General features: G+C 51.2%; 11 protein-coding genes. 3 read left to right on the forward strand and 8 right to left on the reverse strand.

What is annotated here, in order from left to right; genetic code table 11:
• Positions 1–15: 15 nt before the first annotated feature.
• From yajC to queA, 3 genes are all read right to left on the reverse strand, one after another.
• Positions 16–348 carry a preprotein translocase subunit YajC gene (gene yajC / locus BS639_RS04960; RefSeq protein WP_055776706.1) on the reverse strand — a complete coding sequence of 111 codons (333 nt, stop codon included), beginning with the start codon at positions 346–348 and terminating at the stop codon, positions 16–18.
• A 104-nt stretch (positions 349–452) separates the two neighbouring features.
• Entirely contained in the window at positions 453–1,577 is a 1,125-nt protein-coding gene (gene tgt, locus BS639_RS04965; RefSeq protein ID WP_055776703.1) for a tRNA guanosine(34) transglycosylase Tgt, read from the reverse strand.
• A gap of 94 nt (positions 1,578–1,671) precedes the next feature.
• A complete protein-coding gene (queA, locus tag BS639_RS04970; protein WP_084982391.1) occupies positions 1,672–2,742 on the reverse strand; it encodes a tRNA preQ1(34) S-adenosylmethionine ribosyltransferase-isomerase QueA in 1,071 nt (356 codons plus the stop codon).
• 150 nt (positions 2,743–2,892) lie between these two features.
• On the opposite strand from queA, the gene BS639_RS04975 reads away from it, so the two are divergent.
• From BS639_RS04975 to ggt, 3 genes are all read left to right on the forward strand, one after another.
• Positions 2,893–3,474, forward strand: a complete 582-nt coding sequence (locus BS639_RS04975) for an ACP phosphodiesterase (RefSeq protein WP_055776697.1) — start codon at positions 2,893–2,895, stop codon at positions 3,472–3,474.
• 129 nt (positions 3,475–3,603) lie between these two features.
• Positions 3,604–4,206 (forward strand): peroxiredoxin C, encoded by a 603-nt coding sequence (locus BS639_RS04980; RefSeq protein ID WP_055776693.1) that lies wholly within the window; start codon positions 3,604–3,606, stop codon positions 4,204–4,206.
• Between the two features lie 310 nt (positions 4,207–4,516).
• Positions 4,517–6,292 (forward strand): gamma-glutamyltransferase, encoded by a 1,776-nt coding sequence (gene ggt / locus BS639_RS04985; RefSeq protein WP_084982392.1) that lies wholly within the window; start codon positions 4,517–4,519, stop codon positions 6,290–6,292.
• A gap of 70 nt (positions 6,293–6,362) precedes the next feature.
• Here the strand turns inward: ggt and proY are convergent, their stop codons facing one another.
• From proY to phoB, 5 genes are all read right to left on the reverse strand, one after another.
• On the reverse strand, positions 6,363–7,769 hold the full coding sequence (proY, locus tag BS639_RS04990) for a proline-specific permease ProY (protein WP_084982393.1): 1,407 nt from the start codon (positions 7,767–7,769) through the stop codon (positions 6,363–6,365).
• Positions 7,770–7,916: 147 nt separating this feature from the next.
• Complete coding sequence (brnQ, locus tag BS639_RS04995; protein ID WP_055776684.1) at positions 7,917–9,236, reverse strand: branched-chain amino acid transport system II carrier protein; 1,320 nt, start codon at positions 9,234–9,236, stop codon at positions 7,917–7,919.
• A 401-nt stretch (positions 9,237–9,637) separates the two neighbouring features.
• Positions 9,638–10,738: a cobalamin-independent methionine synthase II family protein gene (locus tag BS639_RS05000; RefSeq protein WP_084982394.1), complete on the reverse strand. Its 1,101-nt coding sequence runs from the start codon at positions 10,736–10,738 to the stop codon at positions 9,638–9,640.
• Between the two features lie 311 nt (positions 10,739–11,049).
• A complete protein-coding gene (gene phoR / locus BS639_RS05005) occupies positions 11,050–12,369 on the reverse strand; it encodes a phosphate regulon sensor histidine kinase PhoR (RefSeq protein WP_084982395.1) in 1,320 nt (439 codons plus the stop codon).
• Positions 12,370–12,537: 168 nt separating this feature from the next.
• Entirely contained in the window at positions 12,538–13,227 is a 690-nt protein-coding gene (gene phoB / locus BS639_RS05010) for a phosphate response regulator transcription factor PhoB (RefSeq protein WP_055778162.1), read from the reverse strand.
• Between the last annotated feature and the right edge of the window lie 119 nt (positions 13,228–13,346).

Raw genomic sequence — 13,346 nt, forward strand, 5'->3', positions numbered from 1 at the left:
CGGGAAAATCAAAAATTAAAGCGCCTTCATCGTACCTTTCGGCAGAACGGCAGCCACGAAGTCACGTTTGATCATCACTTCCGTGGTGTCGTTCAGCGCGATAACAACGTAACCAGTTTCAGCTACTTTGCTTACGCGACCGATCAGACCGCCGGTAGTCATGACTTCATCACCTTTACCGATGGAGTCCATCAGTTTTTTGTGCTCTTTAGAACGTTTTTGCTGCGGGCGCAGGATCATGAAATAGAAAATCAGACCAAATACCACCAGCATGATAACCAGAGAGTAAGGACTTCCCTGTGACGTTGCGCCGGTAGCTGCGACGGCATCAGAAATGAAAAGACTCATTTAAATTCCCTCATTGTTGTTGTTAATAGAACACTAAAAAAAATCTTGGCAATCTAACACTCAAATCGCCTTACTTTAAGGATAAAGGCGATTTAAGTTCGAAATCAGAAGTTTAAAGGCGGAACTTCTTTGCCCTGACGCGCGTAGAAATCTGCCACAAACAGCTCTAATTTACCCTCTTCGATAGCCTGGCGTAAACCGGCCATCAAACGCTGATAATAACGCAGGTTGTGGATGGTATTCAGGCGGGCACCCAGTATTTCGTTGCAACGGTCGAGATGATGCAAGTAGGCGCGGCTATAATTGCGACACGTATAGCAATCACAGTGTTCATCAAGGGTCGAAGTGTCATCTTTATGCTTGGCATTACGGATTTTCACTACGCCGTCGGTCACAAAAAGGTGTCCATTACGGGCATTGCGCGTTGGCATAACGCAGTCAAACATATCAACACCGCGACGCACGCCTTCAACCAGGTCCTGCGGTTTACCTACGCCCATCAGATAACGAGGTTTGTCCTCGGGGATCTGTGGACAGACGTGCTCAAGAATACGATGCATGTCCTCTTTCGGCTCACCAACAGCCAAACCGCCCACAGCGTAACCATCAAAGCCGATATCTACCAGCCCTTTTATCGATACATCTCGTAAATCTTCGTAAACGCTGCCCTGAATAATTCCGAATAAGGCATTGTTATTTTTCAATTCATCGTGACGATCGCGGCTGCGTTTTGCCCAGCGAAGCGACATCTCCATCGAGCGTTTAGCATAGTCCCAATCGGCAGGGTACGGCGTACACTCGTCGAAGATCATGACAATGTCGGAACCGAGGTCGTTCTGGATCTCCATCGACTTTTCAGGGCTGAGGAATACCGGATCGCCGTTGATCGGGTTTCGGAAGTGCACGCCCTCTTCTTTAATTTTGCGCATCGCGCCTAGGCTAAACACCTGGAAGCCGCCTGAGTCGGTGAGGATCGGGCCATGCCAGTTCATGAAATCATGCAGGTCGCCGTGCAGTTTCATGATTTCCTGTCCCGGGCGAAGCCACAGGTGGAAAGTGTTACCAAGCAGGATTTGTGCGCCGGTTTCTTTGACTTCTTCCGGCGTCATGCCTTTTACGGTGCCGTAAGTTCCGACCGGCATAAAGGCTGGCGTTTCAACTACGCCACGCTCAAACACCAGACGTCCGCGGCGTGCGCGACCGTCTGTGGTAGATAATTCGTACTTCATTTTCACATTCTTCTCCGCGCCGGAAAAACAGTCCAACGCCAGGTAATATTTGGGTTACCCCAAATTGACAGCCCAGCATATGGGCCGATAATAATTACTGGCCCACCACTTCCTGCGGTGCCAGCAAGTTACGGTTGATGAACATGGCATCGCCATAACTAAAGAAACGGTACTCTTCTGCCACTGCCTGATGATAGGCATTGAGGGTATTTTTATAACCGGCAAACGCCGAGACCAGCATAATAAGCGTGGACTCCGGCAGGTGGAAATTGGTGATAAGCACGTCAATCACCTGATACTCATAGCCCGGATAAATAAAGATGCTGGTATCACCAAAGAACGGCGCAATGAGCGCGTCTTCGCTAGCCTTGGCCGCACTCTCGAGGGAGCGAACGGAGGTGGTGCCCACGGCTATCACGCGGTTACCCCGTGCTTTACAGGCCAGCACGGCATCAACCACTTCCTGCGGCACTTCGGCGTATTCGGCGTGCATTATGTGTTCTTCAATGGTGTCAACGCGCACCGGCTGGAAAGTCCCGGCACCTACGTGCAGCGTGACAAAGGCAAACTCTATGCCCTTTTCCTTTAATGCGTCCATCAGCGGCTGGTCAAAGTGCAGACCTGCGGTTGGAGCAGCCACTGCTCCCAGGCGCTCGCTGTAGACCGTTTGGTACAGCTCGCGGTCGGCGTCTTCATCAGGGCGGTCAATGTAGGGTGGAAGCGGCATATGGCCGATTTCGTCCAACAGAGTGAAGACATCGCGATCTTCATTAAATTCCAGCTCAAACAAGGTATCGTGACGAGCCACCATGGTGGCTTTGATGTTTTCGGCATCACCGAGCAGCAATTCTGCCCCCGCTTTCGGCGATTTGGAGGCGCGAACGTGGGCCAAAACGCGCGTTGAGTCCAGCACGCGCTCGACCAAAACTTCAATTTTTCCACCGCTGGCCTTGCGGCCAAACACGCGAGCCGGAATAACGCGGGTATTATTGAACACCAGCAGGTCGCCCGGATTAAGTTTATCGAGCACGTCGGTGAAAATACCGTGCGTCAGTTCGCCGGTCGGCCCGTCCAGAGACAACAAACGACATCCGCTGCGCTGGCTTTGCGGATAGCGGGCAATCAGGGACTCAGGAAGTTCGAACGTAAAATCGGCAACGCGCATAGCTTTATTATTCCACTCGGTGACGTAAAAAATTATCCAAAATTTAAGCGGGCCTAGTCTAGAGCTAGCGGGGTACAGCTGCAAGCTTTCACCGGAATAAATCAGGTAACCTACCCGCAATTATCAGGATAAACACGTTATACTGCGCGAATGAATTTTCTCGCACACCTACATCTGGCCAAATTGGCCGACAGTTCGCTGCTGGGTAACCTGATGGCGGATTTCGTTCGCGGCAATCCTGACGGCCTTTATTCCGAGGATGTCACCCACGGCATACGCATGCATCGCCGCGTAGACGTCATGACCGATTCACTGCCCGAGGTTAAAGTCGCACGCGAATTTTTTAGCGCCGATTATCGCCGTGTATCACCTATCACGCTCGACGTGGTGTGGGATCACTTCCTGTCGCTGCACTGGGACAGGCTGTGTCCTGAAACGCCTCTGCCGCTGTTTATTAATCAGTGCCGCCTGGCCATTGAGCCGCATCTGTCCGCGACGCCCGAGCGTTTTCGCAACCTCAATACCTATCTCTGGCCACAACGATGGATGGAACGCTATGCGGAGTTAGCTTTTATTAAGGATGTGTTACAGGGCATGGCCAATCGACGCCCGAAACTGGCCGCGCTCGCCGGCTCATTTTATGACGTTGAACGCAATTATGCCCTTTTAGAGCGACAGTTCTGGCAATTTTATCCGCAAATGATGCAACAAGCGCGCAATAAGCAGATCTAGATCACAGTTGATAGTCGAATGCTATCTGATCGATTGGTCTCATGGGGTTTATTCCCCTACCCGTTGCCCTTATACTGCCCCCTGATTTCTTCACCCTTCATCATTTATTTCTACTAGAAAGGAGTTTTTATGGTTCTGGTAACGCGTCCGGCCCCAGATTTTACCGCAGCAGCTGTACTTGGCAGCGGCGAAGTTGTTGAAAACTTCAACTTTAAAAAACACACAGCAGGCAAAACCACTGTTGTATTCTTCTGGCCAATGGACTTCACCTTTGTGTGCCCATCTGAGCTGATTGCTTTCGACAAGCGTTATGAAGAATTCCAGTCTAAAGGCGTTGAAGTTGTTGGTATTTCTTTTGACTCAGAGTTTGTTCACAACGCATGGCGTAACACGCCAGTTGAGAACGGCGGCATCGGTAAAGTGAAATACGCGATGGTTGCTGACATCAAACGTGAAATCCAGAAAGCCTACGGCATCGAACACCCAGACGCTGGCGTTGCATTGCGTGGTTCTTTCCTGATCGATGATAAAGGTATCGTGCGCCACCAGGTAGTTAACGACCTGCCACTGGGCCGTAACATCGACGAAATGCTGCGTATGGTTGACGCACTGCAATTCCACGAAGAGCACGGTGAAGTTTGTCCGGCTCAGTGGGAAAAAGGTAAAAAAGGGATGGACGCATCACCAACTGGCGTTGCTGCTTACCTGTCTGAAAACGCTATCAACCTGTAATCCTCATCGATTACTGGCATTAGCCTTTACGTTTTACCGAAACGGTCAGCCTGCGCTGGCCGTTTTTATTTGTGTTTTACCCACCTCACTCTTCCGCTGAAACGGCATTTTACGTAAATATCTGACCCACCTCATACTCCTGCTTGCCTTTGTGTCAGAAATGTTAAATAACATCTAAGCTGATGAATGTTATTGCAGCTATTAATTATTTGTATCAATAAGTTGGCCTGCACTTTGCATTCAATCCGGCGGGCCTCACGCTCACAGACACATAAAAAAACACACTGACAGGGTGTAATCAGGAGCAATTATGTTTTTAAACCAATGGACCAAACCGTTAACTGTACCGCTGACGCTCGCGGCACTGCTCGTGAGTGGCTCACTGCAGGCGGCCTCCAACCCCGCAGTAGAAGCTAAAAACGGAATGGTGGTAACGTCACAGTATTTAGCCTCCCAGGTGGGTGTCGACATTCTTAAAAAGGGCGGTAACGCTATCGATGCCGCCGTGGCAGTAGGCTACGCCGAAGCCGTGGTAAACCCATGCTGCGGCAATATCGGCGGTGGCGGCTTTATGACGGTGCATCTGGCCAACGGCAAGGACACCTTCATCAACTTCCGTGAAATGGCTCCAGCGGCAGCCAGCGCCAATATGTATCTTGATGCCGACGGCAACGTGAAGAAAGGCGCTAGCCTCTACGGCTATTTGGCCGTCGGCGTTCCAGGCACGGTGATGGGGCTGGATCACGCCCAGCGCGAATACGGCAAGCTGACCCGCGCACAGGTTATGGCGCCGGCGATCAAATTGGCACGTCAGGGCTTTGTGCTGACCCGCGCCGATACCGACATCCTCGATACCAAAACCTCAAAATTTAAAGACCAGCCTGACGTCGCAAAAATCTTCCTGCGTAAAGACGGTACGCCGTTGCAGCCGGGCGACAAATTGGTGCAAAAAGACCTCGCTAATACACTTGAAGCCATTTCAAAGCACGGTACTGATGCATTCTATAAAGGCAAAATTCCGGCCGCCGTTGAGGCTGCGTCTAAAAAAGGCGGTGGAATTATTACCGCGGCAGATTTTGCCAACTATAAAGTGACTGAAACAGCACCAGTAACCTGTAGCTATCGCGGCTATAAATTTGTTTCTGCCCCGCCGCCAAGCTCGGGTGGGGTCACAATGTGTGAAACCCTGAACATTCTTGAAGGTTACGACCTTAAAAGCATGGGCTTCAACTCGGCGGCTTCTATCCATTACCTGACCGAAGCCATGCGTCATGCCTACATGGACCGCAACACTTTCCTCGGTGATCCGGCGTTTGTGAATAATCCAACCGATCGTCTGCTGAGCAAAAGCTACGCTGCCGACATTCGCAAGAAGATAGAAGCGGATAAAGCCACGCCTTCTTCGCAGGTGCAGCCGGGCATGGAACCGCATGAGAAACCTGAAACCACCCATTACTCAATAGTCGATAAAGACGGTAACGCCGTTTCAACCACTTACACCATTAACGGGCTGTTTGGTTCGATTGAGATAGCCCCGGGTACCGGCTTCTTCCTCAATGATGAGATGGATGATTTCACCAGTAAAGTCGGTGAGAAAAACATGTATGGACTGGTGCAGGGCAGCAGAAATGCTATCGCCCCCGGTAAGCGCCCACTATCATCGATGAGCCCGAGTTTAATCACTAAAGACGGTAAAACCTTTATGGTTCTCGGATCACCTGGCGGATCTCGCATCATTACCATTACGTTGGAAACTGCGCTGAACGTCATTGACTTTGGCATGCCTCCACAGGAAGCCGTTAACGCACCGCGCATTCACCACCAGTGGTTACCGGATGAGGTCTATTACGAGCAGCGCGGCGTTTCCACCGACAGCCTGAATCTGCTGCAGAAGATGGGCTACAAGATGGTTGAACAGACTCCGTGGGGCGCGGCTGAGCTGATTATGGTCGGGTTGCCAGGTGCCGTAGGCGTAACGCCACAAAGCTCCGGTAATGACGCAGCGGTCTCGGGGAAAGTCCGTGAAGGCTATCTGTACGGTGCCAACGACGTGCGTCGTCCGGCAGGTGCGGCAATCGGCTATTAAGCTGCATCACTCTACCTTGAGCATGAAGCTTTAAAAAAGGGGGTAAGCACTTGCTTACCCCTTTCTGTTTTTACTCAGCTTCAGTCGCTGTCAGGTTTTTCCTACGTGTCTTTATCCAATAGCTACCCAGCAGTGCAGTCACCCACACAGCACCGGCATACAGCGACATGCGCGTATCGGGGAAATAGCCAATTAATCCAATGATAAATACCAGGAAGATAATGGCAACAACCGAGGTGAAAATACCGCCACGCAGCGGGAACTCGAGTTCAGAAACTTGCTGGCGGCTCAGTTTTAAGCGAAAGCCAATCTGAGAACAAAGGATCATAATCCACACCCAAACGGTGGCAAAAGTCGCCAGCGAGGCGATCACCAAGAAGACGTTTTCCGGCATGATGTAGTTTAAATAAACCGCCACCAGCAGCGCCGCCATCATCACGATAACGGTCATAAACGGCGTACCGCGTCGTGATACTTTGGCAAACACCTTAGGCGCCTGCCCTTGCTCCGCCATGCCGTGCAGCATACGCCCTACGCCAAAAATATCGGCGTTAATGGCCGACAGCGACGCAGTGATCACCACAAAGTTGAGAATGGTCGCGGCGGCGGCAATGCCCATGTGCTGGAAAGTCAACACGAACGGACTGCCCTGCGTTCCTACCAAATTCCATGGGAAGATAGACATAATCACAAACAGCGTGCCCACGTAGAACACCAAAATACGCCACGGCACCGAGTTAATGGCCTTGGGAATGGTTTTTTTCGGATCTTCGGCTTCACCGGCGGTGATACCAATAATCTCAATACCGCCATAGGCAAACATCACCAACTGTAGCGACAGTACTGTACCCATAATTCCCTGGCTGAAGAATCCACCGTGGCTCCACAGGTTACTGATGCCGGTAGGATGTCCCCCATTGCCGATACCCCAGAAAATAATGCCGAAACCGGCCAAAATCATAATGATAATGGTCAGGACCTTAAAGAACGAGAACCAGAATTCCAGCTCACCAAAGACCCTCACGCTCATCATATTAATACCGCCGATGATAAGCACCACGCTCAGCACCCACATCCAATGCGGCACGTCAGGAAACCAGACGCCCATGTAAATTCCGAACGCGGTCACATCGGCAATGCCGACAATCAGGATTTCAAAGCAGTAGGTCCAGCCCGTGATATAGCCCGCAAGCGGCCCTAAATAGTCCTGCGCATAGCGTGAAAAAGAGCCAGTCTGCGGATTATTAACCGACATCTCACCCAGCGCACGCATAATGATAAAAGCAATAATCCCACCGACCAGATAAGCCAGCAGTACGCTAGGCCCGGCCATTTTAATGGCGTCCGCCGATCCGTAGAACAGACCGGTGCCGATGGCCGAGCCAAGCGCCATGAAGCGGATATGTCGGGTACTCAGTCCGCGCTTAAGCGACGTTGAGGGTTTGTCAGCCGACTCTGTATCGAGAGATTGTTGCATTCAAAAATTCCAAATCATAAAGCACAGTCTAATAACGAGATAATGGAAAAGTTTCCGCTATCCTCTGCCAACGAAAAAGCCACGGAAACTATTCCGTGGCCCATATTGGCGCAAGCTTAGTCAATCAAGGTTCCACCCAAGATTTCATTACTGGTGCGCTGTAACGCTGCGCGCACCACTCACCTTGTCATAAACACCAACCAAAACCAGCATAAGTATCGAAGGGGGTAACCAGGCCAGACCTTGATCGGCAAGCGGCAGATGGGTCGTCCAGACCGGCAGCATAGTGGCAAAATTGGAGGTTTTAATGCCGTCGATAATACCGAAAATAAGGCTAACCAACATGACCGGTGCAATAATGCGCGAGGTACTGTTCCACCAGCGCAGGGTAAAGCTCAGCACAATTAGTGCGATACACGGCGGATAAATCGCGGTCAGCACCGGAATCGAAATCTGAATCAAGTGGCTCAGGCCGAGGTTGGAGACCAGCATGGAGAACAGACCCAGAATAAACACCAGCGTCTTATAAGACAGCGGTAAATACTGTGAGAAGAACTCGGCACAGGCACAGGTCAGGCCAACCGCCGTCACCATACAGGCGATGAAAATCAGCGCTGCGAGGAAGAAGCTGCCCACGCCGCCAAAGGTCTGCTGAACGTAAGTATGCAGAATAACTGCGCCGTTCTTCGCCTCAGGCACCAGCGACGCCGTATTGACGCCCAGTTTGAACAGGCTGAGATACACCAGTAACAGGCCCAGACCGGCAATCAGACCGGCATAAATGGTATAGCGTGTTAACAGTTTGGCATCTTCTACACCACGCGAACGCGCGGCGTTAACGATAACAATACCAAACACCAGCGCGCCCAGCGTGTCCATGGTCAGATAACCATTCACGAAGCCGTTGGAGAAAGGAACGGCCTCATAGGCTGGCGTAGGCGTTAACGGCTGTCCGGCGGGCCACAATACGGCGGCGATCCCCAGAATACCTAGCGCAACAATTTTCAGCGGTGCCAGAATATGGCCCACGGTGTCGAGCAGGCGCCCCGGGTAGAGTGAAACGCCGATCACCAGCACGAAATAAATCAGGCTATACACCAGCAGAGGCAAGGCACCGTCGCCGGTCAGTGGCGCAATACCGACTTCGAAAGAGACGGTTGCGGTGCGAGGCGTTGCAAACAACGGCCCCACAGCCAAATAGCAGACCGTAGCCAACAGCAAACCGGCTTTACGGCCGATTGGCGTACTTAGTGCATCGATTCCCCCCCCCACGCGAGCAAGCGCAATCACGGTTATCACCGGTAGACCTACGGCGGTAATCATAAATCCGGCAGCTGCCCACCAAACGTGGTGACCGGCCTGTAAGCCGACCATCGGCGGGAATATGATATTCCCTGCACCGACGAATAAGGCAAAGGTCATAAAGCCCAGTGCCAGAATATCTTTGGTTGTTAAACGATGACTCATGATGGATGTCGCGATGCCTGTGCAAAATGAATAAAGTGTCCGCTGCTGGCACTCGGCTCGAACGCTGAGGATGACGCCTGACGAGGTATAAAATGACGATATTATGCAGGGGTAGTGCGAGCGACAGCGGCGCTAAGGTACGCCTTTACAGTGCACAAAGGCAAGTCTGAATCAAAAAAGCAGAGCGTTTGACTGGATTTTAAATCCTGAGTAGTAACATTAACTGGATATAGTCAAAATACCGCCACATGATGCGTATGTTTTTTGAACAACAAATGCCTATTTCAAGCTTTAATTAAATTAAAAGTGCGCGAAACAACCATTTTAAGGTCAATTCACGCACAATAACTCGGTGTATTTTTTAGGCCGCTTAACCCGTTTTACGGCCTAAAGCTCGGGATTTACCAAATTTTCGCCGCGAGATCTACCACCAGTTTCAACTTGTCCCACTGCTGTTGCTCGGACAGGCTGTTGCCCTCTTCGGTTGAGGCAAAGCCACACTGCGGACTGAGGCAAATCTGATTGATATCCAGATATTGTGTCGCTTCTTTGACACGCGATTCCACGTCTTTTGCCAATTCGAGACTGCCCGTTTTGGTGGTAATCAGTCCCAGAACAGCCTGCTGCTGCCCCGGCTTGATAAAACGCAGAGGCTCGAAGCCGCCGGAGCGTTCGTTGTCATACTCCAGGAAGAAGCGGTCGATGTTGACGGTACCAAATAGAATTTCCGCTACCGGCTCATAGCCACCTTCAGAAATCCAGGTTGAACGGAAGTTGCCTCGACACACGTGCAGGCCAATGATCAGATCATCTGGCTTGCCTTCAATGGCTTTGTTTAACACGCGAGCATAGGTTTTCGCCAAGTCTTCTGGGTTATCACCGCGTGCCAGAATTTGCTTCTTCTGATCTTCAGAGCACAGGTAGGCCCACACGGTGTCATCAAGTTGCAAATAACGGCAGCCCACGTCATAGAAGGCTTTAATCGCATCGCGATAGACCTGCGCCAAATCATCAAAATAGTCTTCCAGATTTGGATAGACATCTTTTACCGCATCGCGGTTATAGCGAAAATGCATCACACTCGGGCTTGGGATGGTCATTTTCGCGACCGCATCACCGCTGATGCTTTTTAGGAAGCGGAAGTGTTCAATCATCGGGTGGTCGCCGAACGTCAGCTTATTTACCACCTTGATGCTGCGCGCCTTAGTCTGCACACCGTTGAATTGAATACCCTGCTCTGCGTCATAACCTTCAACGCCCTGCAGGCCTTCAAAGAAATCGAAATGCCACCACGCACGGCGGAATTCACCGTCAGTAACCACTTGCAAACCGGCTTCACGTTGCTGTTCAACCACGCGGCGGATCTCGGTGTCTTCTACTGCACGCAGTTGCTGCGCATCAATTTCACCAGACTTAAACTGTTGACGTGCTGTTTTCAGGGCTTCAGGGCGCAGGAAACTCCCGACAACTTCGGCGCGATAAACGGGATTAGACTGAGACATTCTTAACTCCTGGCAAACGCATCGATGAACACGTCATCGCTGCTGTTAATTATCGGGTAGCGCGACCGTGGGAATTAGTTAACATTGTTAATAATACCTTGGGGTTATTTTAGACATCTAGATGTCTAAACGGCTTTGATACTATGCTGCCATGAGAACGCGCTAACACCAAATGACTATTTTTCACCTTACGTGAAAAAAGTTCATGTCTGCACACGGGAATTTGATATTAAGAAGCGGGCCAGAATAGGCCCGCTTAAAGAGGTCTGTCTTGCAAGTTAAAGAAACGGCGTTAATTAAATAACAAAGAGTTATCGCCTTTTTTTAGCATTTTCAGTGGGCGTTGCGTTCACAATCAACCGGTTGGGCAGCGTGAACATAAAACGTGTACCGACGCCAATTTCGCTCATGATATCCAATCGAGAGTGGTGGTGAGTGAGGGCATGCTTGACTATAGCCAGCCCCAAACCACTGCCGCCGGTCTGCCTTGAGCGCGCCTTATCGACCCGATAAAAACGCTCGGTCAGACGAGGAAGGTGCTGAGGCGCAATGCCCGGCCCATTATCACTGACCTGAAACTGTGCGCCCTGCGCCGTATGCTGCCAACTGACCTCAATGCGCGTGCCGGTCGGAGTGTGGTTAACCGAGTTGTACACCAGATTCGATACAGCGCTGCGCAGCTGGTCGTCGTTGCCAAAAACCTTAAGCTGCTCGTTGATCTTGAACACAATCTCATGACGCCCGCCGCTGAGGGTTTGCACCTCGCGCTCCAGCATGCCCAACATCGTCGGAACATCGACCTTTTCCTGCAAATCAATATTGGTCGCGGCTTCGATACGAGAAAGGGTCAGCAGCTGTTTGACCAGCCCGTCCATCCTGCGCGTCTGTTCCTGCATAGTGTCCAGCGCCTTGCTGCGAAAAGGTTCTTCGAGCTTGGCGTCTTCCATCATTTCAAGATAGCCCTGCAAAACGGTGAGCGGCGTGCGCAGCTCGTGACTGACGTTGGCAAAGAAATTTCGCCGCGCGCCCTCAAGCTGGCGCATTTGAGTGACATCGCGCGCCACCATCAGCAGTTGCCCTTCAGAGTACGGCATCACGCGAAACTCAACGAAGTGGGTATTGTTGAGCTGCAACGTCAACGGACGTGAAAATTCTCTCCCCTGGATCCAGCTACGCAGCTCGGGGTAACGCAGCAGGTTAAAAAGATGTTGGCCATTGTCTTCCGGCCAGCGAAAGCCCAGCAGCTCCTGCGCCAGTCCATTACACCAGAAAATATTGCCCTCTTCGGTTGTCAGCACCACAGCGTCGGGGAGAGACTCGGCTCCGCTGCGAAAACGTTTAATCAGCAACGCCAACTCGCGCCTTCTGCGACGGTTACGCATTTGCATCTGATTTAGACCGTAAAACAGCGGCTCCCAGCTCCACAGGCCACTGGGTGGGGTAATGCTGCGGTCAAGCCACAGCCAGTGAGAAAGCTTGAGCTGGTTATAATAGTTCCAGCCTAGCGCTGCCAGCACTGACGCCAGCAATAGCCAAGGAAGATAACCAATGAAAATGGCGAGGATCAGTGCAGGCAGGCAAAACATAAACAGCTCGCCGGCCAGCCGTCCCCAGGATAATCGTTCTAACACACAGTATCTCCGCTGTGAGTGAGTGAACTGCCTTTATCAGAATAATAATCCACTCTATTTCATTATGCAGGACGGCGACAACTAGACAACGCCCCAGACGCTTTAATACGCCAGCCAGTGGGGTGAACGAAGGCCGTCAACGCCTGTGCATTCAAAATATAAAGCTTATTAATAACGGGTTGAGAATCTGTAACCCGTTCCGCGAACCGTTTGAATCATTCTATCGTGTCCGCTAGATTCCAGCGCTTTACGCAAACGGCGGATATGAACGTCTACCGTGCGGTCTTCGACGTATACGTTAGTGCCCCAGACGTTATTGAGCAACTGCTCACGGCTGTAAACGCGCTCGGAGTGGGTCATGAAGAAGTGTAGCAGTTTGAATTCGGTCGGGCCCATGTCGAGAGCCAGCTCGTTGGCCATCACGCGATGTGACGAAGGATCCAGACTTAACCCTTGCATATCAATCACTTCTTCGACAGCCATGGGAGAAATGCGGCGCATCACGGCTTTAATACGCGCGACCAGCTCTTTAGGGGAAAACGGTTTAGTAATATAGTCATCGGCGCCGACTTCAAGCCCGCGCACGCGGTCTTCTTCTTCGCCACGCGCCGTAAGCATCATGACAGGAATATCGCGCGTCAGCGCTTCGCGTTTGAGGTGTTTAATAAACTGAATACCGGAACCGCCCGGCAGCATCCAGTCGAGTAAAATTAATTCGGGGTAAGGCTCAATAAGACGATTAACCGCCGAGTCGAAATCTTCAGCTTCAATGGGCTGGTAACCATTTTGCTCAAGCACAAAACAAACCATTTCACGGATCGGTGCTTCATCTTCCACAACTAATATGCGTCTAGCCATTTGATAGCCTGCCAATAAGTTAGCGAACTTAATTTTGATTTCGGGCGTCATTATGCGTCAGATTTGTGACAGATTTATGAAAAACAGTTTCGCGTGCGACTAAGTGTAGCCAAGCCGTC

This window comes from Rouxiella silvae, from assembly GCF_002093625.1.
Taxonomy (GTDB): Bacteria; Pseudomonadota; Gammaproteobacteria; order Enterobacterales; family Enterobacteriaceae; genus Rouxiella; species Rouxiella silvae.

Coding starts and splice junctions, on each gene's coding strand:
- yajC (WP_055776706.1), bottom strand. CDS start 348: ATGAGTCTTTTCATTTCTGATGCCGTCGCAGCTACCGGCGCAACGTCA.
- tgt (WP_055776703.1), bottom strand. CDS start 1,577: ATGAAGTACGAATTATCTACCACAGACGGTCGCGCACGCCGCGGACGT.
- queA (WP_084982391.1), bottom strand. CDS start 2,742: ATGCGCGTTGCCGATTTTACGTTCGAACTTCCTGAGTCCCTGATTGCC.
- BS639_RS04975 (WP_055776697.1), top strand. CDS start 2,893: ATGAATTTTCTCGCACACCTACATCTGGCCAAATTGGCCGACAGTTCG.
- BS639_RS04980 (WP_055776693.1), top strand. CDS start 3,604: ATGGTTCTGGTAACGCGTCCGGCCCCAGATTTTACCGCAGCAGCTGTA.
- ggt (WP_084982392.1), top strand. CDS start 4,517: ATGTTTTTAAACCAATGGACCAAACCGTTAACTGTACCGCTGACGCTC.
- proY (WP_084982393.1), bottom strand. CDS start 7,769: ATGCAACAATCTCTCGATACAGAGTCGGCTGACAAACCCTCAACGTCG.
- brnQ (WP_055776684.1), bottom strand. CDS start 9,236: ATGAGTCATCGTTTAACAACCAAAGATATTCTGGCACTGGGCTTTATG.
- BS639_RS05000 (WP_084982394.1), bottom strand. CDS start 10,738: ATGTCTCAGTCTAATCCCGTTTATCGCGCCGAAGTTGTCGGGAGTTTC.
- phoB (WP_055778162.1), bottom strand. CDS start 13,227: ATGGCTAGACGCATATTAGTTGTGGAAGATGAAGCACCGATCCGTGAA.